The organism is Microbacterium sp. NPDC088619 (assembly GCF_044752825.1).
Lineage (GTDB): Bacteria > Actinomycetota > Actinomycetes > Actinomycetales > Microbacteriaceae > Microbacterium.
In genome coordinates this window covers 294,288-318,612 of sequence record NZ_JBIVLZ010000002.1, presented here as the reverse complement: position 1 = coordinate 318,612, position 24,325 = coordinate 294,288, and the positions used below count along the sequence as shown (strand labels likewise).

At 65.0% G+C, this 24,325-nt stretch carries 26 protein-coding genes, 1 tRNA gene and 1 pseudogene; 18 read left to right on the top strand and 10 right to left on the bottom strand.

All coding sequences use genetic code 11. The annotated features are described in order from the left end of the window. Positions 1-141: 141 nt before the first annotated feature. A complete protein-coding gene (locus ACIP5T_RS16090) occupies positions 142-408 on the bottom strand; it encodes a hypothetical protein (RefSeq protein ID WP_400865614.1) in 267 nt (88 codons plus the stop codon). Between the two features lie 122 nt (positions 409-530). Continuing rightward, a complete protein-coding gene (locus tag ACIP5T_RS16085) occupies positions 531-869 on the bottom strand; it encodes an ATP-dependent DNA ligase (RefSeq protein WP_400865612.1) in 339 nt (112 codons plus the stop codon). Positions 870-1,044: 175 nt separating this feature from the next. On the opposite strand from ACIP5T_RS16085, the gene ACIP5T_RS16080 reads away from it, so the two are divergent. Further along, a complete protein-coding gene (locus tag ACIP5T_RS16080) occupies positions 1,045-1,359 on the top strand; it encodes a hypothetical protein (RefSeq protein ID WP_400865610.1) in 315 nt (104 codons plus the stop codon). A gap of 107 nt (positions 1,360-1,466) precedes the next feature. Here ACIP5T_RS16080 and ACIP5T_RS16075 read toward each other — a convergent pair whose 3' ends face one another. The 3 genes from ACIP5T_RS16075 to ACIP5T_RS16065 all read right to left on the bottom strand — a co-directional run bounded on the left by ACIP5T_RS16075 (position 1,467) and on the right by ACIP5T_RS16065 (position 3,081). Further along, entirely contained in the window at positions 1,467-2,114 is a 648-nt protein-coding gene (locus ACIP5T_RS16075) for a LysE family translocator (protein ID WP_400865607.1), read from the bottom strand. A gap of 104 nt (positions 2,115-2,218) precedes the next feature. Next, a complete protein-coding gene (locus ACIP5T_RS16070) occupies positions 2,219-2,686 on the bottom strand; it encodes a LysR substrate-binding domain-containing protein (RefSeq protein WP_400866995.1) in 468 nt (155 codons plus the stop codon). Continuing rightward, positions 2,680-3,081, bottom strand: coding sequence for a LysR family transcriptional regulator (locus ACIP5T_RS16065; RefSeq protein ID WP_400865604.1), 402 nt, complete (start codon positions 3,079-3,081; stop codon positions 2,680-2,682). The genes ACIP5T_RS16070 and ACIP5T_RS16065 overlap by 7 nt, the downstream gene beginning before the upstream one ends. 88 nt (positions 3,082-3,169) lie before the next feature. Here ACIP5T_RS16065 and ACIP5T_RS16060 point away from each other — a divergent pair, with 88 nt between their 5' ends. Together ACIP5T_RS16060 and ACIP5T_RS16055 are read left to right on the top strand one after the other, a co-directional pair. After that, a complete protein-coding gene (locus ACIP5T_RS16060; RefSeq protein ID WP_400865601.1) occupies positions 3,170-3,646 on the top strand; it encodes a carboxymuconolactone decarboxylase family protein in 477 nt (158 codons plus the stop codon). Then, on the top strand, positions 3,643-4,011 hold the full coding sequence (locus ACIP5T_RS16055) for a nuclear transport factor 2 family protein (protein WP_400865598.1): 369 nt from the start codon (positions 3,643-3,645) through the stop codon (positions 4,009-4,011). Before ACIP5T_RS16060 ends, ACIP5T_RS16055 begins: the two co-directional genes overlap by 4 nt. A gap of 109 nt (positions 4,012-4,120) precedes the next feature. Here ACIP5T_RS16055 and ACIP5T_RS16050 read toward each other — a convergent pair whose 3' ends face one another. From ACIP5T_RS16050 to ACIP5T_RS16040, 3 genes are all read right to left on the bottom strand, one after another. Next, on the bottom strand, positions 4,121-4,792 hold the full coding sequence (locus ACIP5T_RS16050) for a GAP family protein (RefSeq protein ID WP_400865595.1): 672 nt from the start codon (positions 4,790-4,792) through the stop codon (positions 4,121-4,123). A 1-nt stretch (position 4,793) separates the two neighbouring features. Next, complete coding sequence (locus ACIP5T_RS16045; RefSeq protein ID WP_400865594.1) at positions 4,794-6,164, bottom strand: DUF1254 domain-containing protein; 1,371 nt, start codon at positions 6,162-6,164, stop codon at positions 4,794-4,796. 909 nt (positions 6,165-7,073) lie between these two features. Next, positions 7,074-7,229 (bottom strand): hypothetical protein, encoded by a 156-nt coding sequence (locus tag ACIP5T_RS16040; RefSeq protein WP_400865592.1) that lies wholly within the window; start codon positions 7,227-7,229, stop codon positions 7,074-7,076. A gap of 51 nt (positions 7,230-7,280) precedes the next feature. Here ACIP5T_RS16040 and ACIP5T_RS16035 point away from each other — a divergent pair, with 51 nt between their 5' ends. Continuing rightward, positions 7,281-7,577 (top strand): cupin domain-containing protein, encoded by a 297-nt coding sequence (locus ACIP5T_RS16035; protein ID WP_400865589.1) that lies wholly within the window; start codon positions 7,281-7,283, stop codon positions 7,575-7,577. A 137-nt stretch (positions 7,578-7,714) separates the two neighbouring features. On the opposite strand, the gene ACIP5T_RS16030 is transcribed toward ACIP5T_RS16035, so the two are convergent. After that, positions 7,715-7,927, bottom strand: a complete 213-nt coding sequence (locus ACIP5T_RS16030; protein WP_400865586.1) for a hypothetical protein — start codon at positions 7,925-7,927, stop codon at positions 7,715-7,717. A 181-nt stretch (positions 7,928-8,108) separates the two neighbouring features. Between ACIP5T_RS16030 and ACIP5T_RS16025 the strand changes: the two genes are divergently transcribed. From ACIP5T_RS16025 to ACIP5T_RS16000, 6 genes are all read left to right on the top strand, one after another. After that, entirely contained in the window at positions 8,109-8,744 is a 636-nt protein-coding gene (locus ACIP5T_RS16025; RefSeq protein WP_400865583.1) for a hypothetical protein, read from the top strand. A gap of 407 nt (positions 8,745-9,151) precedes the next feature. Next, positions 9,152-9,493 carry a helix-turn-helix domain-containing protein gene (locus ACIP5T_RS16020; protein ID WP_400865580.1) on the top strand — a complete coding sequence of 114 codons (342 nt, stop codon included), beginning with the start codon at positions 9,152-9,154 and terminating at the stop codon, positions 9,491-9,493. Positions 9,494-10,065: 572 nt separating this feature from the next. After that, positions 10,066-12,456, top strand: a complete 2,391-nt coding sequence (locus ACIP5T_RS16015; RefSeq protein ID WP_400865578.1) for a hypothetical protein — start codon at positions 10,066-10,068, stop codon at positions 12,454-12,456. 262 nt (positions 12,457-12,718) lie between these two features. Beyond that, the gene (locus tag ACIP5T_RS16010; protein WP_400865575.1) at positions 12,719-13,858 is read left to right on the top strand and encodes a plasmid recombination protein; all 1,140 of its coding nucleotides are present in this window, start codon (positions 12,719-12,721) and stop codon (positions 13,856-13,858) included. A gap of 328 nt (positions 13,859-14,186) precedes the next feature. Continuing rightward, the gene (locus tag ACIP5T_RS16005; RefSeq protein WP_400865572.1) at positions 14,187-14,837 is read left to right on the top strand and encodes a hypothetical protein; all 651 of its coding nucleotides are present in this window, start codon (positions 14,187-14,189) and stop codon (positions 14,835-14,837) included. Between the two features lie 48 nt (positions 14,838-14,885). Then, positions 14,886-15,212 (top strand): hypothetical protein, encoded by a 327-nt coding sequence (locus ACIP5T_RS16000; protein WP_400865569.1) that lies wholly within the window; start codon positions 14,886-14,888, stop codon positions 15,210-15,212. 81 nt (positions 15,213-15,293) lie between these two features. Here ACIP5T_RS16000 and ACIP5T_RS15995 read toward each other — a convergent pair whose 3' ends face one another. Next, positions 15,294-16,781 carry a recombinase family protein gene (locus tag ACIP5T_RS15995; RefSeq protein ID WP_400865566.1) on the bottom strand — a complete coding sequence of 496 codons (1,488 nt, stop codon included), beginning with the start codon at positions 16,779-16,781 and terminating at the stop codon, positions 15,294-15,296. A gap of 32 nt (positions 16,782-16,813) precedes the next feature. Between ACIP5T_RS15995 and ACIP5T_RS15990 the strand changes: the two are divergent. The 8 genes and pseudogenes from ACIP5T_RS15990 to ACIP5T_RS15955 all read left to right on the top strand — a co-directional run. After that, a pseudogene (locus tag ACIP5T_RS15990) lies at positions 16,814-16,924 on the top strand (DUF4244 domain-containing protein); the annotation flags it as partial. Between the two features lie 32 nt (positions 16,925-16,956). Next, positions 16,957-17,268 (top strand): TadE family type IV pilus minor pilin, encoded by a 312-nt coding sequence (locus ACIP5T_RS15985; RefSeq protein ID WP_400865563.1) that lies wholly within the window; start codon positions 16,957-16,959, stop codon positions 17,266-17,268. 28 nt (positions 17,269-17,296) lie between these two features. Beyond that, positions 17,297-17,626 carry a helicase gene (locus tag ACIP5T_RS15980; RefSeq protein WP_400865560.1) on the top strand — a complete coding sequence of 110 codons (330 nt, stop codon included), beginning with the start codon at positions 17,297-17,299 and terminating at the stop codon, positions 17,624-17,626. 98 nt (positions 17,627-17,724) lie between these two features. Further along, positions 17,725-20,568: a type I DNA topoisomerase gene (gene topA, locus ACIP5T_RS15975; protein WP_400865557.1), complete on the top strand. Its 2,844-nt coding sequence runs from the start codon at positions 17,725-17,727 to the stop codon at positions 20,566-20,568. Next, entirely contained in the window at positions 20,565-21,194 is a 630-nt protein-coding gene (gene tmk / locus ACIP5T_RS15970; protein WP_400865555.1) for a dTMP kinase, read from the top strand. Before topA ends, tmk begins: the two co-directional genes overlap by 4 nt. Positions 21,195-21,404: 210 nt before the next feature. Beyond that, positions 21,405-22,562, top strand: coding sequence for a DNA polymerase III subunit delta' (locus ACIP5T_RS15965; RefSeq protein ID WP_400865552.1), 1,158 nt, complete (start codon positions 21,405-21,407; stop codon positions 22,560-22,562). Further along, positions 22,559-24,115: an alpha/beta hydrolase gene (locus ACIP5T_RS15960; protein WP_400865549.1), complete on the top strand. Its 1,557-nt coding sequence runs from the start codon at positions 22,559-22,561 to the stop codon at positions 24,113-24,115. Before ACIP5T_RS15965 ends, ACIP5T_RS15960 begins: the two co-directional genes overlap by 4 nt. A 51-nt stretch (positions 24,116-24,166) precedes the next feature. After that, a tRNA-Thr gene (locus ACIP5T_RS15955) sits at positions 24,167-24,242 on the top strand. Positions 24,243-24,325 lie beyond the last annotated feature (83 nt).

Genomic DNA, 24,325 nt, shown 5'->3' with positions numbered 1-24,325 from the left:
AAGTATTCGGCGTCCCGGTGGTTATCTTCGGGTTCCCCGGAAAGAATCATCGCCGAGGAACCGAGCGCGTCCATCCGGTGTGCGATGGTCGCACCGGCCAAGAAGGTGCGGCTTTGGCCTTCCTGCGGTCGTTGAAACCCGTCACAGCTCCCAATCGACCATGTCGACCACGAGGAGCGGCTCGTCGTCGGCGCTTGTCCGGGCCCCACTCGGTCGATCAGGGTGCACAGTGATCACGACGTGAGACTGGCTTCCGACGAGGACGCGCACGGAGCTGTCACCATCGTCGAGATGCACGAACGAGGGTCCTGACCGCGCCGCAACCTCGATACGACCCATGAGGTCGTCGACGTCCTGGTCTCCGTGCAGACGGAAAGGGTGTCCGTCGATGATGACCTGCGTACTCATATGCACTCCGTCCCTGTCATCCCGCGAGGGTAACCTCTGCCGGAGAGCGGCGACTTCGGGGTTGCATCCCACACGTCGGCGATGTACAGCGCCGCGTCAGGGAGCGAGCCGGGCGGGGTGTGTCAGGCGCGAGCCGGCGTCTCGAGACGGTCTGCAGCGGTCTTCTCGGCTGGCTCGGGAACAAGGTAGAGCCCCGTCGGCGCATTCGCCGTGAATGCGAGAGCTTCAATCCATTCGCGGTTGATCGCGGGCTGGCGGCTGCCGTGGTACTTGAACACGAGGGAGCTGCCCGCATGAACCCACACTGATGTTCGTCCGCCACCTGTGCTGGTGTCTTCGCGCCACGAGAAGGTGAAGGGCTCACCGCGGCGAAGTTTGGCGGTGATGACGAGCTGGAGGTGTGTCAGTGCGCGGTCTTCGATCTCGGTCTTCACACCGTTCTCGTAGATAAACTTGCCCATCGGGTGCTTTCTGCTCAGCCACGAGGTCCTCGAGTGAGGTGCGGCTGACGATGTCCGCACCGTGGTGGCTTCATTGTGACACGAGACGATGTCGCACAATCTCGCTCACGACGGTGAATAACTCCGTGCCCGCGGCCGCGTTGGCCGTTCTCCTCTTCCCGGTATTGTTCGACTCATGGGAACTATCCAGTACGGCGGTGTCGGTGACGAGATCCACATCGAGGATCGTGCTCTCGCGCATCTGAAAGTCGTCATCGCCACAAAGCTCCGTCGCAACGAGAGCTTCACCCTGTCGTGGAAGCATCACGACGAGGACACCCTCGGCCGATCGACGATCTGGCTGCACCCGTCGATTCCGCTGCGGTTCACGTTCGAGGAGCCGGAGGCCCCTCAGTTGAACGTGAAGTGGATCGAGCAGCTCATGCAGTCTGCCAGCTCCACGGATGGCATCAGCCTCGTCGACGAGGTGCTGGAGACTCCTGCCGGGTAGGTGAGCGAGAGTGCAGGTGCGAGCCCTGCGAGGCGCTGTATGAGAATCGGCGAAGCATGCGAACCCCGGTTTCTCGACGAATGAGGTGTGAGATCCGGACAGTGCGGCTAGGCAGCTACGGCGGGTGCGGGGGCGTCGATGGCGAGCTTGACGCCGACCGCTCCGAGGATCGTGCCGGTGATCCATTTCTGCCAGCGTATCCATGAGGGCTTGCGCTGCAGGAACGCGGCGATGGAGCCGGCCGCGAGGACGATCACTCCGTTCACCGTCACTCCGACGAGGATCTGAATGGTGCCGAGCTGGAGGCCTTGAGAGACGACGTTTCCCCGCTCGGGGTCGATGAACTGCGGGATCAGCGCCAGGTAGAGGATGGCGACCTTCGGGTTCAGAAGGTTTGTCACCAACCCCATGCGGAACAGGGCGCCCGATGAGTGCCGACGCAGCTCGGTGGTCTGGAACAGTGTGCTGCCCCCGGGACGGAAGGTCTTGTACGCGAGCCACAGGAGGTACGCGGCGCCGACGACTTTCAGCGCGATGAACAGGCCTGGAACAACGACGAACACTGCGGCCAAGCCGAGATTCGCCATCAACATATAGACGACGAATCCGACCGCGGTGCCGGAGAGAGAGATCATGCCGGCGCGCCAGCCTTGTCCGATGCTCCGTGAGACGAGGTACATCATGTTGGGTCCTGGCGTGAGGGCGAGTCCCAGTTCGATGAGGGCAATTCCGGTCGCGGCGGCCAGCGAGATCATGGTGTCCCTTCGAGACGGGGAACATCACCGTTGATGTGAAGGCCGTCCACAGTCTGGCACAGGGATGTCGGCCGACCGGCACAAGCCGCACGATGAGTGAGCGCTCACCCGCGGATTTCGTTCAGGAACGCCCGTGCAGCAGCGCTCGGGTTCTCTCCCCACACGATCCCCAGACGGGATCGCGCCTGCGAGTCGTCGAACGGGATGCAGCGCAACCCCCACGTCGACGCGGTCGTTTCGCTGACGATTGCGACTCCGAGCCCGCGACCTGCGAGTTCCTTCACGAACGAGGGGCCAGCCACTTCCCAGCGCGGTGTGAGGGTGAGGGCGGTGCGCCTCATCATTGCGTCCAGAGCATCGCGTGATCCAGTCCCGGGTTCGAGGCTGATCACATCCACGTGGACCAGCTCAGCAGGCGTGATCGTCGACCGCGATGCCCACGGATGCGTCGTGCCGACGACAGCGACGAGCGGGTCATCCACGATGACGTGCCTGTGAAGGTCCGACGGCTCATTCTCTGCCCAGGTCGCAATCGCGACGTCGACTTCGCCCCGGCGCACCGCAGTCAACAGCGCGTGGGATGTCCCTTCCGACAGGCGCAGATCGACCCCGGGGTGATGGGTATGAAGCGATCGTCGATCGCCTCGAAGAGTCGTGGCCAGATCAGGTTCGCGACCGTCCCGACCTTGAGGGACCCGATCACGAGCCCGCGCAGATCGGCGGCAGATGCTGTGACTGCGTCGACGGCATTCACGGCGTTGCGCACGGCGGGGAGCAGAGCGAGCCCCTCATCGGTGAGGACCACTCTGCGCCCGACCCGGCGGAAGATGGCGACGCCCAGTTCTTTCTCGAGCTTGGCGAGCTGACTGCTCACGCCCGACTGAGCGACCTGCAGTTTCCTGGCGGCGTCGGTGACGGAGCCCTCGTCGACGACAGCGAGCAGGTACCTGAGCCGATGCAGTTCCATATCTCAGAATGCTAGATCTGTTCGCCGATAGATGTTGGACGGATGGATCGCTGGCACGGGAGGCTCGAGGTGGAAAGGACACACACCCATGGATTCAGCACTTGTCGGCATTCCGATCCGACTCGAGATCGACACCGTCGCGCCCTTGTTCTCGCGGGCGCTCGCCCAACTCGACGCCGCGACGACGAAGGAACTTGACTCGGCCGCGATAGACCCGTTCTTGCGGGAGCTGATCCGGCTCCGCGCCTCCCAGCTGAACGGCTGCGCGTATTGCGTCTCCGAGCACTCGAAGGACGCCCTGAACGCAGGAGAGCAGGTCGCGCGCCTCGTCGCGGTGAGCGTCTGGCGCGAATCGCCCTTCTTCACGCGACAAGAACGAGCAGCGTTGGCACTCACGGAAAGCATCACACTCGCGGCAGAGAGTCATGTTCCCGACGCCGATTGGCGCGACGCGGCTGCCGAGTTCACTCCGGCTGAGCTGGGAGCCCTAGTCGCGTTGATCGTGACCATCAACGCCTGGAACGCAGTTGGCGTCACCACGCGGGCCTGGACCCCGTCGCTGTGAACACTCAGCAAGAAGCCGGGCAGACGGAGCAGACGCGCACCGCGGTCGCCACCTACTTCGACGCGTGGCGTGCGCGCGACTTCGAGCGTCTGCGCTCCGTCCTGCACCCCGAGGTGACCTTCGTCGGAGTGATGGGCACGGCGAACGGTGTCGACGAGTGCGTAGCCGGTCTCGAGGGAATGGCGAAGGCAGTGATGACCGACCTGGTACTCCATACTCGAGTCGTCGAGAAATCCGATGCCGTCACGTGGTTCGACCTCATCAGTGGAGACGTCCACGTGCCGACGGCGAATTGGAGTCACGTCGAGGACGGGCTCATCACACGGATCCGAGTGACCTTCGACCCGCGACCACTGATTCGCTGAGCTGGCTGCTGCCCCGCCTGCGCCGCTCAGCGTGGGCAGGGGCAGGGGCAGGGGGCGATCCCGAGCAGCCTGAGTCGCCGTGAGGACCTGACGTCGTGGCGGCGACGGGTTAGAAGCTGCCGATACCCTTGCCGATCATCGAGACGCCGATCACGAGCAGAAGCACGGCCATAATGACAGCGTTCTCGTTCTCGAGCCATCCACGCAGAGCACCGAGGGGACCGCGGAGCTTGTCGGAGGCGATGAGGTAGCCGATTACCGGGACCGCGACGGTTGATGCGGCGATCACGGTGAACACGGTCACTGCGATGGTGGTCGATCCGCCGTCGAGCATCGCTGAACCGAGAGCGACGCCCGCCCCGGCCGCCATGATGAGGTTCTTCGGGTTGAGGGCGGACAGCAGGAACCCGAGCCCGGCCGCGGTGACGAAGGTGATCTTGTCGATCGCCTGCATCCATTTGGGCAGCGCTGGCGTCTGGCCGGCTTTAGCTCGCCCGCGCCACTGCTTGATCGCGAGCAACACGAGTCCCAAGCCGAGGAGCAGCTGGATAACACCCTTGACCGGTTTGGACGTGTCCCCGTCATCGTCGGGGAGGACCGATGACACGAGCGTGAAGACCACGACGGCGACGACGATGCCCACGATCCACCCGAGCAGGAAGCCAACGCTCGTCACCCGCGCTTTCGGGGACAGAAGCATGAGTATCGCCGCGATGATCGGAATCGGACTGATGGCGATGCCGAGCGCGAGGGGGAGCATCTCCCCGGTGACTTCTCCCACGTCACTCGATCGGGGTGATGTCACCGAGCTTCCAGCTGCGGTCGAAGTACGACTCCAGCGGCCCGTAGAGGCGGAAGTAGGAGAACCAGTGCTGGCCGGGAATCGTCTGCACCCAGTTCGACTCTCCGGCAGTCGGCGCAGATGGACCGAAGTAGAGGTCGACTGAGCCGTCATCGTTGCGAACCAGGTCCGGATCGCGCGAGCCGCGATCACCGCGCTGTTGCTCGTTGTCGATGAGGCACCGGGTGGCGACGTCGTACACGGTCGCCGACCAGAACAGCTTCGCGGGGACATCCGCGGGCACGTGCAACGTGTAGTCGCGGCCACCGTCGAGCCACTCTCCGGCGCCATCGGTGTACGAGCCGAGATAGGCCTGCCCGACGCCCGGAGTCTGACTCTTCATGGCCTCGGAGAAACTGACCGCCTCGTAGAACCAGGATGCGCGCTCGAGCAGTTCGTCGTATCCGTCGCCGCGCTGGGCGGAGTTGTCGAGCACGATCGCCTGCTCCCAGGCGCGATCGGGCCAATACGAGCCCTGCTCGAATCGCTTGGCGAACGTGTTCGCCTGCGCCATCAGCTCGCCTGCGGCCGCGCCCTGTTCGAGAATGCGGGTGAGACGCTCATCCGGGGCGAACGGCTTGCCCTTCTCGATGCCGAGCTGCTTGAGCATCGCGAGATAGAAGCGGTCCCGCTCATCGACGACCTCGCTCTGGTAGATGCTGTGAAGTGTCCGCCAATAGTCCAGGCCCTTCGGCTGGTCTCCCGTCCACGGCCGCCCGTCGGGTGACACGATGCGGGTGGGAGCGGGCTCGTCACGGTCGGCATAGGGGTAGATCCGCACACCGTGGACGAGTGCATCGGCGCGCGTCGGATCCGGGTCGAGAGTTCGGAAGCCGAACATGATGTTCACCCCCGAGGAACGAAGGATGCGGTAGTCCTCGCTCAGCTCGGCCGGTTCGTCGACGCCCGGCGCGAGGATCAGGTACTTGCCGCCCTCGCCGCGATCCGGACCCATCTCGCCCATCGCGCCGACCTCACGTTGCCAGAAGTCGGACACGCCGCCGGCCGTGGGCCCAGCGGGCAGCTCGATCACGAGCGGCCCGCTCTCGGACAGGTCGAAGAAGTTCAGGATGTAGGGCGTGGTGGCGTTCGCCGTGATGAGGCCGAGCCGGTCACGGTAACTGAGGTACCGCACGAGGTCACTGCCCGTGGCGCCGAAGACCTCATAGTGCTGCGTCTTCCACTGCGCATAGGAGACGAGCGGCAGCGCCCACAGGTATGCCTGACACGCGAACTGGTAGTCGAGCTCATCGAAGATCACAGGGATCGACGACCGAGCCGGCAGCTCCCCGTCCATCTCGACCTGTCCCAAGCGCCCAGTCTTCGTCACGTCGATTCCCACGGCTCGTCCCTCCACCTCGCCGATGACCGGGGCCCTTCGCCCGGACTTCCCGAACCCCAGATACTGGCGCGCGAATACCGCTGACGCTACTCACGGTGGGGCTACGGGACAAGGGTTGACTCACCCGATCGGTGCGAGGCAATCGGCTTGAACGCGCCCTGCACGATGCACCCGGTCAGATACCGCCCCATGACGCGGCGTCAGACGTGGGCGTCGAACCGCTGGAAGCCGACACCGTCGGGCTTGGGCGTCGCTTTCCCGCGGAAAGAGGAGTTCGCGCCCATAGTCCGGCCCGGCCGGGCCGGCGCACCGGTTCTCAACTCCGGGCGCCGTGGAGACGCGGTTCCTGGTGGTCAGCGCGCCGAATACGCGAGGTGTCGACGCCCCGTCGACGTCGCCATCTGAGACCGCTGCCTCAGGCGTTCCGCGCCGCCCACTGACGCACGCATGGTGCGCCACTGGCTGTTCGCCGTATTCTCGACGCATGGTGGGATCGAACGATCAGCGGAGCCTTCGGTTTCATCGCGCCATGCTCGGACTCAGCGCCGTCCTGTTCGGATACATGATCGGCCTGCTCACGAGGACAGTCCAACTCGGCACCGACTACTCGCCACTCCAATGGCTTGTCGTTGGGTTGCTCGTTTTCGGGTCTGCAGCGCTGCTCACGTTTCAGGTCGGGCAGGTTCGGCGACGTGGCGGTGGTCACGCCCGGGGCGTAGGGCCGGACCAACGTCTCAATGTCGCTGACGGCGGGAGTACCGATGTCACCCGGTGATGGCGACGCTCAGAGCGAGGACGAGCTGAGAAGCGAGGAGGTTCTGGAGACTCCCGGGGACTGATGCGGAGGCACAGCATCCGGGGGTTGTCGCAGTGGGGGTCTCAGTTCTCGTCCGCGCCCTTCTTCTCGAGATCGCGGACCTCTCGAAGTACTGAGACCAGGAAGACGGCGAAGGCGACGGCCGCGATGGCGAAGGCTGCTGTGGTATACGCCCGTGCTTCACCGCCCTGCATCCGCAGCACGCCGAACGAGACCACCGCAGCTCCCGAGAACCCGGACGTCAGTACGATCGCCCCTCCCGAGCTCGGTTGAATCTAGTCCGATTCACGCCAGGTGCCCATACAGCCTGGCATCGGCACGCCGTAGGCCAGACCCTGCACGTCACAGAAGGCACCGGCTACGTCCAGACCCGGGGTGAAGAACTCATCGAGCTACACCCCGGCGACACCGTCTACACGCCTCCCGGCGAGTGGCACTGGCACGGAGCGACGGCTGACAACTTCATGAGCCACCTCGCACTCTGGGAAGCGCCGGCCACCGACCAAGAGCCAGAAACCGAGTGGGGCCGGAAGGTCGACGCCACCGACTACCCCCGCCTGCCGTAAACGATCGTTTACGGCGGACTTGGGCGATGTCGCTGCGCGGAAGCGCGACACGCCGAAGCACGCTCCGCCGTAACCCCCTGCCGAAACCTAAAGGTGCCGAAACCGCTGGTGTAGGGTATCGGCGCGCGTTGTCGAGCTCATGAAACCATGCCTCCTGGACGTCGTCGTTCGAGCGTAAGCCGGGCGATCTGCGTCATCTGCCTCAGCTTGTCCTCGGCCGCTCCGATGCTGATCTCGATGCCGTTTACTTCTCCAAGCCAGCCCATCCATTTCGCTTCGGCGAGCCGTTCGTGGAGGTTGGCCAGGATGGATTCGAGGCGCTGGCGTTGTGCCGGGTCCGGTCGTAACATCGGGCAGCGGATGCCTGTTGGTAGACGCGCGACGCGGCGATGGGATTCATGTTGAAGCGCAAGAGGGGCTGGTGCGTCAGGTTCCGGATCGGCGTCACCTTCGAGCGGCGGAACTCGATTGATGGTGGTGGCGATACAGTCGTCGTACGCCCGATCGAGACTCGCGTTGGAAGGGTATCCAATGGAAGCTGTTCGACCTTTGAAGATCGACGATGCTGTTGATGCGACGCTCTCCGCTATCACTACCGAAGGTTTCGGCCCAGAGATCGCCGAGGTCCTACGGCTCGCGGCAAACGAGCTTCTGCGCGAGGCCGGCCCCGGCTCTCCTGGGCTCAGCGCGCAGGAGCGCGCATTCTTGATCGAGTCGGGCGAGTTCACACCGAAGGAGTTGGCGGAGACAGAAGCGAGCGTCGCGCGCGGTGATCTTCGAGAACTAGAGAATCGAACCTTGCTCGAAACGATCGCTGCCAGCTTCAGCGAGTCCGAGGCGGCCGAAAAACTTGGAGTCAGCCGCCACCGGGTTCGAGACCTTTGCGGTGCAGAGCAATTGTTCGGCTTCAAGGTTGGGGCGGTCACTGTCTATCCCAGATGGCAGTTCACCGACGCGAGGCCGCAGGGCATACTGCCCCACCTCGCACATCTACTTAGCGAACTTCTGCCCGATGAACGCGATCCTGCGAGCTTGCAAGCATTCATGACGGTACCCAAAGAGGATCTGACGTTCCGGGGTGAACAGCAGACACCGATTCAGTGGCTGCTCCGAGGGGGAAATCTCGATGCGATCGACGACATTGTCGACGGTGAGCGCTGGTACTAATCACGGCCCGAATCATCGAGAGGGCGGAGGTCGCAGTCAGACCTAGCCGGGTTCGGGAAAAATCGCGCTATGTGCTGGAGCATTCGAGCACGGGGCGCACCACGACGTCCACAAGAGGTCGCCGAGAGGTAGAGCGAGTTGTGGCCCACCGAGCAACACCATTTTTCCTCATAAACGAGTCTATCGTGTTGCATTCCGACGCTCGAGAGTGCTACTTTGAGCGGGATCCAACAGGATCGCACCCGACGGGAGCTACGGGGTTGGCCCCCCGCCCGTCGAACACTTGAGGCCCCGCCCGCGGCGAATGCGACACCAGCGCATGTTGACCCGAGGGTCAACGAACTGGTGAACACGGATCGCGATGGCGGTCCTGGCGGGAAAAGGCACCGGCAGGTGGCCCGTGAGACATGCGAGGTGCTCCTTCTCAAACGAGAGGAGTGGGCTTGCCTACTCACGCCACACCTCAAACAGTGTCTCGACTCACCCTTCAGGAAGCAGCGCACGCGCGGCGCATTGGCTACTCCACACTTCGCAAGCGCGTTGCTGATGGGAGCTTGCCTGCGGAGCGCATTGGTCGCCGCATCTATGTTGAGCCCGCCCACCTTGACGCGATGGCGGCTCCGGTCGTCGGCCGGCCGCGAGCGGCGGCGGAGATCGACTCAGCCGTTGCCCGTGTCGTCGCAGCCGCGCCGCGACTTACCGCCGAACAGCGCGAGCGCCTTGCCGTGATCATCGGAGGTGCGGCGTGAATACACCGTTCCACTCCGGCTGGAAAGCGCACGAAATTCGTGACGCCGGCGGCACGTTCCAGGTGTTGGTCCGGCGCATGCAGCGGCACGCTCAATCCGCTCACTTGAGCTCGATTACTGGGGGTCTCCAGAGAAGTGCCCCAGCAATCGAGCCGTCGGGAGCGCAGCGGTCCCTTGATTTTCCGGGGTTTTCGCCGCGGGGTCATAAGGCGCCCATGGGTCCCCGTGTTCATGACCCCGACCCCCTACTGCCCGCGGTGGGCTCCGCCGCCCCGCTCGCGGGCCGTGAAGTCGCATTCGGAGAACTTGCCTCTGTGCGATCGATGGGAACTGGTCGGCGCGCGATCGTCGTCGGGTTCGACTCCGAGTTCACCACTGTGAATGGTGTTCGGACGATCAACAGTTGGCAGTTCGCAACGCCCGATTTGGACGATTCGTCGACGATGGTCCAAGTGGTCATCCTTCCGCTCGATGGACGCAGGATCGGGATGCACACCGCTCTTTGGGAGGTTGTCCGGGCTGCGTCATTGTGGCGGTCACCTCTAGTGAGAGCAGAGGTAGATGACCGCGGAGTGCGGCGCAGCACGGTCATCGAGCAGGCCAGCGCGGGTCCCGCTGGTGACGCCGCTCGAAGCTGGGCGGCTAACCCCGGCGATTGGCAGGCCAGGGCTGCGGCCCTTGCGCCCTGGCGCGTCCCAATCGTCTTGGCCTGTCACTACGGTGCTGCCGATCTGACGTCGTTTCGTGGTGGCGCGAGAGTGACCGATCATCTGACGCGCCTCACGTCCGCTGCCGGCGGCCTTGTCACGCTGCTTCCGTTCCGCCTCCAGAGTGGCGACCAGCGGGGCGATGACTTCGGTTGGTGGCGGTCGTTGAGTGTTACGGTCCGCGACACGATGACGCACGCTCCTGCGGGCAAGCGGACGCTCGCCGCAATCGGCGCGGCCGCTGGCATTGAGAAGCTCGAGGTGCCAGGCGACCGCATCTCGCGAATGACGGATTACCGCCGCGAACAGTTGAACGATTTCCTCGACTATGGCGTCAACGACGCAGAGATCGTCGTCGAGTTCCTCGGCCGCATCTGGGGTGAGGGCGTGCTCCCGCCTGTGACTCTCGGCGGTGGTGCGGCGGCCTCGCTCGTGGCGTCGGGATCGGAGTACTTCGGGGTGGCGTCTCCTAAGGAGTTCAGGCTCGCGTTCTCCGGGCTCGTCGAGGACGAGGCCGTTGATGTTGTAGAAGAAGGTGATGAGTTGACGTTCTACTCAAAGCGTGGTCGCACGCCGTTGGACGGTGCCGCAGCGCAGCTGAGCAAGGCTTTTGCGTCCGCGTACCACGGCGGACTGAACGCGTGTCCCGCGCCCGGGTACTACCCGACGCGAACGATCGATATCGATGCGAAGAACGCCTACCCGACGGCTATGGCGCTCGTGCCTGATCTGGACTGGGAAACCGGTGCTATTCAGGAGGTCGTTCACGAACGGATACTGAGTACCCATGACGTGCCGGAGCCGACCACGTCCTTCGTGGGATTTGTCTCGTTCGAGTTCCCCGGTCACGTCTCGTACCCGACTCTCCCCATCGTGGCCGACGGCACGCTCATCTATCCGCGGTCGAGCGAGGGAACTGCGGGGACATGGGTTTGCGGGCCGGAGCTCTGGCTCGCGCTCCAGCTTGGCGCGAGGGTGTTTTGCCAGATCGGCTTTGCGGGGCGACCGGCTCACCGTGCAGATGGCTCGCTCAGCCTGTCGCTTCGTTATGGCGTGAAACAGCTGATCGAGGACCGCACTACTGCGAAGCGGCTCTTCGGAAAGGGGTCGCTTGAGGAGGAGACGTTGAAGACGGGCGTATGCACGATCTACGGGAAGACCGCACAAGACGTGGCTGAGCAGCGCTCGTGGGATGCCCACAAGCAGGAGATGGACAATGTCGGTGGCTCTGCGATCTCCAGTCCGTCACATGCGGCCACCACGACAAGCCTCGTGCGAGCTCAGCTCCTGGCGACGATGAATCAGATCACCGAACGAGGCGGCCAGGTCTTCTCGGTCACCACTGACGGATTCATCACGGACTGGTCCGTTACCGACGTTGAGAGTCTCGATCTCTATGGTCTCGCGGAGCATCTGCGCGAAGCTCGCACAGCGCTCACCGGGGATGCGACGATCTGGGAAGCCAAGCACGAACAAGATGATCTGGTGAACTTCACCACACGCGGTAACGTGTCGCTCCGCGTCGACGGCGTGTGCGCTCACAACGGCTTAAAGCCCTCCGCGGGAATCGACGCCGACAGTCTCGAGGATCGTGAAGAGCTGTTGGTCAACGTGGTTACTCGTGAAGGTCGGGTCGAGAATGCCTACCGTCGATTCCCGAGCTTCCAAGAGCTCTCTCGGAGAGAAGGGCGCAAGGACTTCATTCCGTCGGTTGTCGAGCGCGCACTCAGCATGGACTTCGACCTCAAGCGCCGGCCACTGATGGCATCTATGTCCGGCGAAAGCGTCCCGGTTCCAGACGGATCGAAGCACGAGATGGCGACGTTTGAGACCGCTCCGTGGGACTCCATCGAAGAGTGCCTGCGTGCGCGAGCGATCGCTCGCGAGATTGCGAAAACGGGTTGCCTGAGGACCGTCGACGAGTGGAAGGACTGGCACGTCCGATTCGCGCACGGAAAGGGGCACAGGATCGTCACCCCTCGTCGGGCTGTGCTGATGTCAATCGTCATGGCTCACCGCCAGGGAGTCGTCACCATTCCGACCCTGGCAGATCGCGATCTCAGCCTCCTCGAGCGTCTCGACTGGATCGCCCGATGGGATCTCGGCACGGTGAGCGAAGGTGACTGGAAGAACGCTCGTCGGCCCGAGCGAGCTTCGCAGATGTTGCCTCTATCGGAGCTCGAGCCGTGGCTCTCACGCATGCTGTCGGCGGCTCCGGGCACTTCGCCTTTTGAGCCATCGGGAGGCGCGTCGTGACGATCCGTCGACACAGTTGCCGTCTTGTCCGCACAGCGGCCCCCGGAGGGCACCAGGAGCTTCTGACGAGCGAAGCGTGCTCAGAAGTGTATGGGGCTACACCTTCTTCTGACGAGAAGGAGCATCGCACCCTCCAAAGGAAGCGCAGGGGTGGGTTGCGGATGAGCGGCAGGAGAAGCCCCTCGGGAGAGCCGCCGGAGGCTCCGTGGTCTGTTGCGTCGAGGACGGAACAGACCACGGACCACGTCGAGAGGAACGAGGCATGAGTTACACGATGACGTTCGACGTGTCTCACAAGGTGAAGCGTGGAGGGCATGCGAAGGCATTCTTCAGGCACATCGCGCGAGATGCTGACCAGAAAGCTGGTTTCATCTTCCCCCAGTCGAATGCGAACATCATCCCGGAGAGAACCGCTCTTAACATGACGATGGTCAATGACGGTTCCGGTAGCGTGAGGCGTCTTGAATCCGTCGATGGCCGGCCGCCTTCGGACGAGCTCGACGACTACCTCAAGCAGCGCCTTGAGTCGGTCGGAAGGGCCCTTCGCAAGGACGCGGTCTTGATTCGCGGCGTTGTCCTCCAGCTCGATCCGAAGTGGTTCGCCGAGCACGATGCCTCTTGGCGCGAGAAGGGGCCGAGCAAGGAGTCCTACGCGTACATGGGAGCGGCGCTGGATTGGGCCGTCGCCGAGTTCGGCGCTGACAACATCGTGGGGTTCTCCGTGCACCTAGATGAATTGCATCCGGGCCTGCAGGTGGCAGTTGTCCCCGTAACGGGCGACGGACGGCTCTCCCAGAAGGACTTCTTCAAGGGGCCGGCCGATCTGAGGCGCCAACACAAGGAGCTTCGTGCTGTGATGGCCGAAGCCGGGTACGACGTGGAGCACCGAGTTACGGAACGCTCGAGAGAGCATCTCAGCAGCAGCGAGTTTCAGAGAAAGGCAGATTGGCTCCGGGAGGCTACCGGTGAGTTGGAGAAGGAACGGGAGGCGAGCGATTCGGTGCGGCGGCGACTCGCGTCCAGGGATTCGGACCTTGACGATCGGGAGTCCATCGCTGTTAAGAGGGAGCGCGAGCTGGCGTCTCGCCGGGCGGCCGCGGAGCATGCAGTCCGGGACGCGAACGAGGCTCGGCGCCAGGCGCAGCTTGCGCAGCGAACAGCGGCGCAAGCGCGGGAGGACGCCGACGCAGAGAGCCAAAGGATGCGAGACATCAACGCGCGTCTGGAGAGCGTCCCCGCGGATGTTGACCGATGGCTGGACAAGGTGAAGGTTGGCGGTAAGCCTCTTCGCGAGCTCTTCGAAGCCGACATGGCGAAAGCACGCAACACCCGGAGGTCATTGGTCGAGATGATGGAGCGAGACATGCGGCCGGATGTCACGAGGTTCGATCGCGAGCGATAACGCGGACCCGCGGCTTGTGGGCGGCTGGTGTCCGCGGAGTGACCACTATGCGGTCACTCCGCGGACACGCTCGATCTAGATGCAATATCCCGCGCTTACTGACCCTGAACTGGCCATACTGTGACCACGAGGCGGTCACCTTGCGGCCACAACCAGCGGTGGCCGCAACCCTCGCTCGAGAGACTGTCCACAATATGGTCATCTGGCGCCCCATTCGCGGTCACTCGACGGTGCCTGATCCTCAAGCGAGGAGAACGGAATGACCTCGTCGAAGGCAACTCGGCCTTCCACGACGACATTGTCCCTCTCCCCGCCTACGATGACAGCCATGAACTCCCCCGAAGAGAAGTCCGTTCGTCATCGGTGGCAGGCTGAGCCGTCGGCCGTGTCGATGGCCGCACTCGCAGACGCGATCGCGCGACTCAACGCCGACGGCGATTACGTTGCGAGTGTCCTGACCGGTGCGCTCCTCGCGCAGCGACCGGTATCTGACGATGAGGATCCAACACCGCAAGAGGCCGGGTATCTAGTTAGCTCCGGAGCGACCACTCCAGAGGACTTCCAGGAAACCTCGAGCCGAGTGGCGCGCGGCAGTCTCCCCGCAGTTGCGGCAAGCACGCTTCTAACGAGCCTGCACCAAAGCATGTCTGCAGAGAGCGCAGCGTTGTTCCTGCACCTCGATGAAGCTTCACTGAATCGAGCAGTCGAGAACGGTGAGCTTTACGCCGTCGATGTCGCCGGGCACAGACGATTCCCGTCTTGGCAGTTCAGCTTGTCCTCGCCGGGGAAGCTTCTCCCGCACCTTGCGGAGATCATCGCGCTACTGAGGGAGAGGAACTGGATCTCGGTCTCCGGCCTGATGGCAACGCCCCAGACGGCCATGGTGGCCGAAGGGCGTCAGACGCCGGTTGAATGGTTTCGAAGCGGCGGCGGGATCGAGGCGCTTGAGCGCATCGTAGAGGGGCAGAAGTGGCGATGAGTCTGTTGGCGAGTCCGGACCGCGATGGGACAGCGGGGGGAGACGCTGATGAGTTTTGATTGGCGTTCAGAATTGTCCGCTTTCCAAGTTGCTCTCGTCCATGAGACGGCGAAGCGATACGCCGAGTGGTACGCCGGCATGGGCGATGATTGGGACCGATGGGAAGAATACGACCCGAAGCGCCGTGAGCGCCTCATCGATCAGATCGCAGAGATCTTTCTCGTGTCTGAAGAGGCTCGATTCGCCCTCCTCCGGTCCGGGCTCAAGCCCGCTCTCTCCGAGACCGAGCACGAGTCGGGCGCTGGCGCTCAATCCGCAGGAAAGCCATCCGACGCCAAGGCCGATCAGAAGACCTCGGAGGCCGCTGCCCGTTGATCATCGGCCCGCTTGAGCCCCGCAGATGAAGCGAAGCCCAGCCGATCTAGTGAGGCGCTAGCGGCCGGCCACCAACGGCTCTTAGCCGCGTCGCCATTCGATCTCGACGCTCGCCGCGGCCCCATCTGAGGTCATAACACGCTTACCGTGGCCCACAGGTTTGATTCGAACGACCATCAGCCCTTCAACGAGAAGCCGACGCCTAGCCAGGGTCGCTCTGTCCCACCAAGCTTCGACATCATCGACGACGGCCAACTCCGCGAAGGGATCTTCGCGAACAGCGAGAGCGATCTGGTCACTGATCGCCTGAAGTTCTCGCGAGATCTCCATAAGGCTGTCGTCCGCCTCGATGTCGGTCATCAGGCCGCGAGCGACAAAGCTTGCGATCGACTGGCGGCGCGCCGTAAGCGCTTCCCGCTTCGAGTTCAGCACAGCGATGTCGATCGAATCTGATCGCGGAGTGATCAGGTCGATGGCGTCTTCTTGCGACAGGCGAGCGACACAGATGTCTGAGACGTACTGGTCGATGATGTCGCCGTTGCGCATGAAATGCCCCTTCGGACACCGGTACGCGTGATATCGACGTGATGGTGCTGCACGGCCACCGTTTTTGCGGGCAGTGGGATGGGTCTCGCCGCTGGCGGATCTGACTGGATGTGAGCAGATCGCGCACACAGCGAGCCCTGAGAGCAACCACTTCCGTGCAGTCCCGCTGTGGTTCGCCCGGACGCCGATAAGTCGACCACGACTAGCGATGAGCTGATCCCGCTCGACAATCGCCTTCCAAGCGCCCGGCGTGCAGGCGTCAAGGTCGATCGAGGTCGCGTCATACTGGCCGGTTGGCTGCGCGGGGGGCAGAAGCGCTGCGTAGAGCGGGTTCAGGAGGACCCGCCGAACAGTGGTCGACTGCCAGCGGACGCCCCGTCGCGTCAGTCTGCCAGCGTCGCTGAGATCACGTGCAATCTGAGCGAGTGGTGCCCCAGCGAGGAACTCCCGAAAGATCTGCCGAACGTCCTCTGCTTCTGCCTCATCAATTCGGTACCGCGTGCCCGCGGCATCTCGTTCAATGCTCGGCACCCAGCTGTACCCATGAGGAGGTTTACCCGGCGTCGGGTGTCCTGCCAGACGCCGTCCCACGGCGTATCGGGCAGCTCTCTCTGTCTTGATCCGGACTTCTCGTTCGGCGAGGAGCACGAGTTGCTTGAGCATGAAGTCATCTAGTTGAGTGTCGATGCCCTCGCGAATAACTACCACGCGCATGTTCCGGCGCGGCGGCCGAATATCCAGCACGTCAATGAGGCTGCGGGTGATGCGCGATGTCTCTGTGACGATGACGGCGTCGAACTCGCCAGCATCGAAAGAGTTCAGCATCGCCGACCATGCGGTCTTCGGCCCTCGCTCTTTCGAGGCGGACGTGTCGTTATCCTGGTGTTCGGCTACGACGCGCCATCCGCGGCGGTGTATCTCCGCACGACAGTCTTCGAGCTGCTGGGTGATGCCCTGATCCTCGTCGACCGACTGTCTGGCATAGATCGCGACGCGCGGCACTCGAGAGTCGGTAGGGGTCATGCGGCCATCTTGTCAGAGTATGTCTCTAAGCGTCCACGGTGGCCGCCGTGGCGTTCGCCGGGCTGCTCGTCGTCATCATGAGGTCTGATGAGGTGCGCGGCATCCTCACCGACCTCGTGCGCCGGGCTCTCACGGTCTCGTGACGAGCGCCGAACGCGACGGCGAGCGGGGGTCCGTGGCAGCCGAGCTCGCACTCGCGCTGCCCGCCGTGGTCCTCACTCTTCTGCTCGGGGCCGGTGCGCTGGGCGCGGCCTCTCGTCAGGTCGCACTCCAGGACGCGTCGGCTGACGCTGCTCGCCTCCTCGGCCGAGGCGAGGATGCGGGCAGGGCATCGCATGCGGTGACGACCGCGGTCCCCGGTGCCGGAATGTCGAGCAGCTCGTCGGGAGACCTCGTCTGTGTGCACGCGCACTCCGACGTCGCGATCGGCGGCTTCATCCGGATCCCGCTGCAGGCGTCGAGTTGCGCGCTCGCCGGAGGGCTCTGATGTCGGCTTCCGCAGGGGAGGGGGGCTGATGGCGGGCTCGGCTCTCGCGGCCGGCGTCCTGTCGGTCGCGGCGGCGCTCTCGTTGGGGCTCGCCGCAGTCGGGGGAGCAGCGGTGACGGCGCAGCGGGCGGCCGGAGCTGCCGACGCCGCGGCCCTCGCCGCGGCCGACGCGGCCAGCGGTTCGATCGTGACGGCCGACGACCCGTGCGCGCTCGCTGCGCGGGTCGCGGCGGCCTCCGGTGCGACTCTCACCGATTGTGCCGTCGAGGGCTTCGTGGCGACCGTGCAGGTGAACGCGGCGTACGCTGGACTCGCTGCCGTCTCCCGAGCCCGTGCTGGGCCACCCGAGGGATCCTGACGGCGGCACGAGGCACTTTCCGGCGAAAATGCAGGCGACCACCGTGACCAACCCATCACGGCGGTGTGTATGGTGTGCTTCGAAGAAAGGACGCTCCCTTGGCTGAAGGCAAGAAGCTCGTCATCGTCGAGTCCCCGACGAAGATGCGGTCGATTCAGGGATATCTCGGCGATGGCTATGAGGTGCTCAGCTCCGTCGGCCATATCCGCGACCTCGCAGACAAGAAGGACATCCCCGCCGCCGACAAGCAGGCGTATGGCAAGTATTCGATCGACGTCGACAACGACTTCGACCCGTACTACGTCGTCTCCGATCGCAAGACGAAGACCGTCGCCGAGCTCAAGCGCGCGCTCAAGACCGCCGACGAGCTCCTGCTCGCCACTGATGAGGACCGCGAAGGCGAGGCCATCGCCTGGCACCTGCTCGAGACTCTGAAGCCGAAGGTCCCTGTCAAGCGCATGGTCTTCCACGAGATCACGAAGGACGCGATCCAGGCGGCCATCGGAAACACCCGTGAGCTCGACACCGACCTCGTCGACGCGCAGGAGACCCGCCGCATCCTCGACCGGCTGTACGGCTGGGACGTCTCGCCCGTGCTCTGGTACAAGGTCAAGACCGGGCTGTCCGCCGGACGCGTGCAGTCCGCCGCCACCCGCATGATCGTCGAGCGCGAACGCGAGCGCATGGCGTTCGTCTCCGCCGAGTACTGGGACGTCGAGGCGCTCGCTTCGTCGTCGTCCGGCTTCAAGGTGCGCCTGGTCCGCGTCGACGGCGGCCAGCTCGCCCGAGGCACCGACTTCGACGACAACGGAAAACTCAAGAAGGCCGTCGTCATCCTCGACGAGAAGCAGGCCGCAGAGCTCGCACTCGCCGTCGACGCCACCGGCGCGGGATCCGTCACCAAGGTCGAGGCGAAGCCCGGCACCCGCAGCCCCTACGCGCCGTTCACTACCTCCACCATGCAGCAGGAGGCGGGCCGCAAGCTCTCGATGAGCGCCAAGCAGGCGATGAGCGTCGCGCAGCGGCTGTACGAAAAGGGCTACATCACCTATATGCGAACCGACTCGGTCGCGTTGAGCACTCAGGCCGTGCAAGCCGCTCGCAGCCAGGCCGTCGCGCTCTACGGCGACACCGCGGTGCCGCTCAAGCCGCGTGCCTACAAGTCGAAGAGCAAGAACGCGCAGGAGGCGCACGAGGCGATCCGCCCCTCGGGAGAGACCTTCCGCACCCCGAAATCCGTCTCCTCGGAACTCGACCGCGAGGAGCACCGTCTCTACGACCTGATCTGGAAGCGCACCGTGGCCAGTCAGATGGCCGATGCGAAGTACGAGACCACGACCGTCACCATCGCTGTCGACGCCGCAGGGCGCAACGCCGAGTTCACCGCATCCGGCACCGTGTACACCTTCAAGGGGTTCCTCGAGGCATACGAGGAGGGGCGCGACGAGAAGCGCAACGACAAGGACGCCGACGAGAACCAGTCGCTGCCGATCGTCGCGGTCGGTGACGAGCTGCGCATGTCGGAGTCCGAGGCCAAGGGCCACCGCACGACGCCGAAGCCCCGCTTCACAGAAGCCTCGCTCGTCAAGGCGCTCGAGGAGCACGGCATCGGCCGACCGTCGACGTTCGCCAGCATCATCGGCACGGTGATCGACCGAGGCTACGCGACCAAGCGCGGCCAGGCGCTCGTTCCCACGTGGCTCGCCTTCAGTGTCGTGCGTCTCCTCGAGGAGCACTTCGCCGATCTCATCGACTACGACTTCACCGCCGCGCTCGAAGACGACCTCGACGCGATCGCGCGGGGCGAGCAGAAGCGCGTCGAGTGGCTCCGTTCCTTCTACTACGGCTCCGATTCGCATGTCGGGCTCCGCCAGACCGTCGACAACCTCGGCGAGATCGATGCGCGGGCGCTCAACTCCACGCCCATCACCGACAACGCGACGCTCCGGTTCGGCAAGTACGGCCCGTACCTCGAGGTCGCGAATCCCGATGCACCGGATGAGAAACCGCGCATCGTGAACGTGCCAGAAGATCTGGCGCCGGACGAGCTGACCGCTGCCAAGGCGCAGGAGCTCATCGACGCGCCGGTCGCCGGCGACCGGGTGCTGGGAACCAACCCGGACAACGGCAAGATCGTCGTCGTCAAGGACGGACGCTTCGGGCCCTACGTGCAGGAGAACGACCCGGTGTCCGAGGACGCCGCCGTCGACGAGGCGACCGGCGAGGTCGTCGAGGCCCCCAAGCCCAAGCGGGGAGCCAAGAAGGCTGCCGCGCCCAAGCAGCGCACCGCCTCGCTGTTCCGTTCGATGTCGGTCGACACGATCGACCTCGATACCGCTCTGCAGCTGCTCAGCCTGCCGCGCGTCGTCGGAGCCGACCCGGAGAGCGGCGAGGAGATCACCGCACAGAACGGCCGGTTCGGTCCGTACCTGAAGAAGGGGGCGGACTCCCGCTCGCTCGAGAGCGAGTCCGAGATCTTCGACGTGACTCTCGAGAAGGCGTTGGAGATCTACGCGCAGCCGAAGTACGGAGCGGGATCCCGCCGTGCGTCGAGTGCGCTCGCCGAGTTCGAGGCAGACCCGGTCAGCAACAAGCCGATCCGCATCCGCGACGGGCGCTTCGGTGCATATGTCACCGACGGCGAGACGAACGTGACGATCCCTCGCGGCCAGAAGGTCGAAGACATCACCTTCGAGATCGCCGTGCAGATGCTCGCCGACAAGCGCGCCAAGGGTCCGGCTCCCAAGCGTGGCGCAGCCGCGAAGAAGCCCGCAGCCAAGAAGCCCGCAGCCAAGAAGCCGGCGGCCAAGAAGACTGCGGCGAAGAAGGCCCCGGCCAAGGCGACTGCGACGGATGCCGAGAAGGCCGCCGCGCGGTCTGCAGCAGCCAAGAAGGCCGCGGCGACACGTGCCGCGAACGCCGCGAAGAAGGCCGGTTCGTGACATCAGGCCCGGGAATCTGGATCACCCTCGAGGGGGGAGACGGATCGGGGAAGACCACCCAGTCCAACCTCCTCGCCCAGTGGATGACGGATGAAGGAAGAACAGTCGTACGCACCCGCGAGCCGGGCGGATCCGAGGTCGGTCAGCTGATCCGCGACATCGTGCTTCACCACCGCGGGGACATCGCACCGCGCGCTGAGGCATTGCTGTACGCCGCCGACCGCGCGCACCACGTCGCGACGGTGGTGCGGCCCGCTCTCGCCCGCGGCGAGGTCGTGCTGCAGGACCGCTATCTCGACTCCTCCGTCGCCTACCAGGGCGCAGGGCGGGTGCTCGACGGGAACGAGATCCGCAACCTGTCACTGTGGGCCGCCGAGGGAGCGCTGCCGGATCTCACCGTGCTGCTCGACCTCGACCCCGAGTCGGCGCGCGTGCGACTCGACTCGGCGGACAAACCCTTCGACCGTCTCGAGGCCGAGAAGACCGAGTTCCACGCGCGGGTCCGCGATGCGTACCTCGCCCTGGCGCGATCCGAGCCGCAGCGGTTCCTGGTTCTCGATGCCGCAGCGACCCCCGAGATCATCGCCGAGCAGATCCGAGAGCGGGTCGCCCCGCTGATCGGCTGAGCCGCTCGCGCAGCCCATCGCAGGCATCCGGCGCTCCGGCATCCGGCACCCGGCACCCGGCACCCTGGCATCCGGCACCCCGCACCCAGGCGCCCCGGCATCCGCCGGCCCTCAGCCATCGCGTTCCTCCGGCGCCCGCCGAGCTGCTGCAGACCGCGGCGCCCCAGGACGGTTGCCGCTCACGTCGGAGCTCCCGATTAGGCTGAGGGCATGCCCCAGACTGTCGCCGCCCCTTTTCCGTGGGCCGATGTGTGGGGGCAGGACGCCGCGGTCGAGACGCTGCGCAACGCCGCCTCCGATCCTTCCGCGCTGTCGCACGCCTGGCTCATCACCGGTCCGCCCGGTTCGGGGCGCTCAACGCTCGCGCACGCCTTCGCCGCCGCGCTCGTAGCCGATCACCCCGATGACGAGGCGGCGATGCGTCAGGTCCTCGCGGGAACGCATCCTGATGTGACGGCATTGCGCACGGACAAGGTGATCATCACGATCGCGGAGGCCCGTGCGCTCGTCGAGCGCTCGTACTTCGCGCCGTCGGCCGGACGCTATCGAGTGATCGTGGTCGAGGACGCCGACCGGATGGTCGAGCGCACCTCGAACGTGCTGCTCAAGGCGCTCGAAGAGCCGCCGGAGCAGACCGTCTGGATACTCTGCGCCCCGAGCGAAGCAGACCTGCTGCCGACGATCCGCTCGCGGGTGCGCTCGTTGCGGCTGCGCGAGCCCGACGTCGCAGACGTGGCACGTCTGATCACCCTCCGCACCGGGGTCGATGAGGGCATCGCCGAGCAGGCCGCACGTCATGCGCAACGGCACATCGGAATGGCCCAGCGCCTCGCCACCGACGAGGCGGCTCGTCGCCGGCGCGACGAGACCCTGCGCTCGGTGCTGGGGGTTCGCGGTGTCAGCGACGCCGTCGAGGTCGCCGGCCGCATCATCCAGGCCGCGACCGATGACGCCAAGGCGCTCACGGCCGAGCGGGACGCGGCCGAACGCGCATCCCTGCTCCGCATGGTCGGCATCGCCGAGGGGCAAGCCGTCCCGCCAGCCCTCCGCACGCAGATCTCCGCCCTGGAGGACGACCAGAAGAAGCGCGCGACCCGAAGCCTCCGCGACGGGATCGACAGAGTGCTCACCGATCTGCAGTCGCTGTTCCGCGACGTCGTCATGCTGCAGTTCGGCCGAGAAGACGAGCTGATCAATCGCGAGCTCCGTGAAGATCTGGCCGCGCTGGCGGCGGCGTGGCCGCAGACCCGTACTCTTGTCGTACTCGACCATCTTGCCGACACACGCCAGTCGCTGGAGCGCAACGTCGCACCGCTGCTCGCCCTCGAGAGCTTGCTCGTGACTGTCACGAGCGGGAGGACACCGTGAACAATCGACCGACTTCCCGCATCCGACGCGCCGTCGTGGTGATCGCCGGCCTCGCCGCAGCCTCGGTCGCACTCTCCGGGTGTCTGTACTCCATGATCCCCGAGCAGGCCGAGCCGAAGCCGTCCACGACGAACGCGCCGGACACCGAAGGCGTGGCAGACGATCTGCTGCCGTTCTACGGGCAGACGCTCACCTGGAGCGAGTGCGGCACGGGCTTCGACTGCACCGAGGTGACCGCTCCACTGGACTGGGAGAACCCCGACGCCGGCGAGATCACCCTCTCCGTCGTGCGCCACCAGGCGACGGGAACAGCTCGGGGCTCGCTGCTGACGAACCCGGGTGGTCCCGGAGCCAGCGGTGTCGAGCTCATCCGCGACAGCCTCGACTTCGCGGTCGGCGCCGATCTGATCGAGAACTACGACGTGATCGGATTCGACCCTCGCGGCGTCGGAGAGTCGACCGCGGTGACGTGCTTCGATGCGGCCGGCATGGACGACTACCTCTACACGATCCCCGCAGGGAAGAGGGGGAGCGCGGAATGGGAGGCCGAGCTGCTCGAGGCGCACAAGGAGTTCGCCGATGCCTGCGAGGCGAACAGCGGCGGAATCCTGCCTTACATCACCACGATCAACGCCGCACGCGACATGGATCTGATCCGCGCGGTTCTCGGAGACAAGCAGCTGAACTACCTCGGCTATTCGTACGGCACATTCCTCGGCGCGACCTACGCCGACCTGTACCCCGAGAAGGCGGGGCGCCTCGTTCTCGACGGTGCGATCGACCCGGCAGTCTCGGGTCTCGATGTCGGCGCGACCCAGGCGCTCGGGTTCGAATCGGCCCTCCGTGCGTACATGCAGGACTGCCTCGACTCCGGCGAGTGCCCGTTCAACGGCACGGTCGATGAGGCGATGGCCGACCTCGGGGCGCTGCTCGCGAGCGTCGACGCCGCCCCGCTCGAGAACGGCGACGGACGCATGCTCGGCGCAGACGCGCTGATGACGGGCATCATCGCGGCCCTGTACTCGGCAGACAGCTGGCAGTACCTCACGCAGGCGCTCGACGAGGCTCTGCAGGGCGACCCGACCACGGCATTCTTCCTCGCCGACTTCTACAACGGGCGCGAGAACGGCAGCTACCTCGACAACTCGAGCGAAGCCTTCCGCGCCTACAACTGCATGGACTATCCGGTCGAGGACGACCCTGCGGCCGAGGCGGCGACCGAGAAGAAGATCGCTGACGGAGCGCCGACCATCGCCGCGTACTGGAACGGCCCCGACTCCTGCTCGGTGTGGCCCTACCCGCCGACCGGCACGCGCGGCGAGATCAACGCCGAGGGCGCAGGCCCGATCCTCGTCGTCGGCACCACGAACGACCCTGCGACCCCGTACGAGTGGTCTGAGTCGCTCGCGGAGCAGCTCGAAGAGGGCGTTCTGATCACCCGCGTGGGCGAAGGGCACACCGGATACAACAAGGGCAACACGTGCGTCGACAGCGCCGTCGAGGCGTTCCTCCTCGACGATGTCGTGCCCGAGAGCGACGTCCGCTGCGGGTGATCCCGGCTCGATTCGCGGTGCGGCTCCGGAACGGGTAATATCGTTGATCGCGCCGCTTTAGCTCAGTCGGCAGAGCATTTCACTCGTAATGAAAAGGTCGTCAGTTCGATTCTGACAAGCGGCTCCACCAGGCCCCGTGATGTGAACAACATCCCGGGGCCTTCTGGTTTCCTGCCTTGGGGTGACCGGTGGGGGCGGCGTACGCTCAGA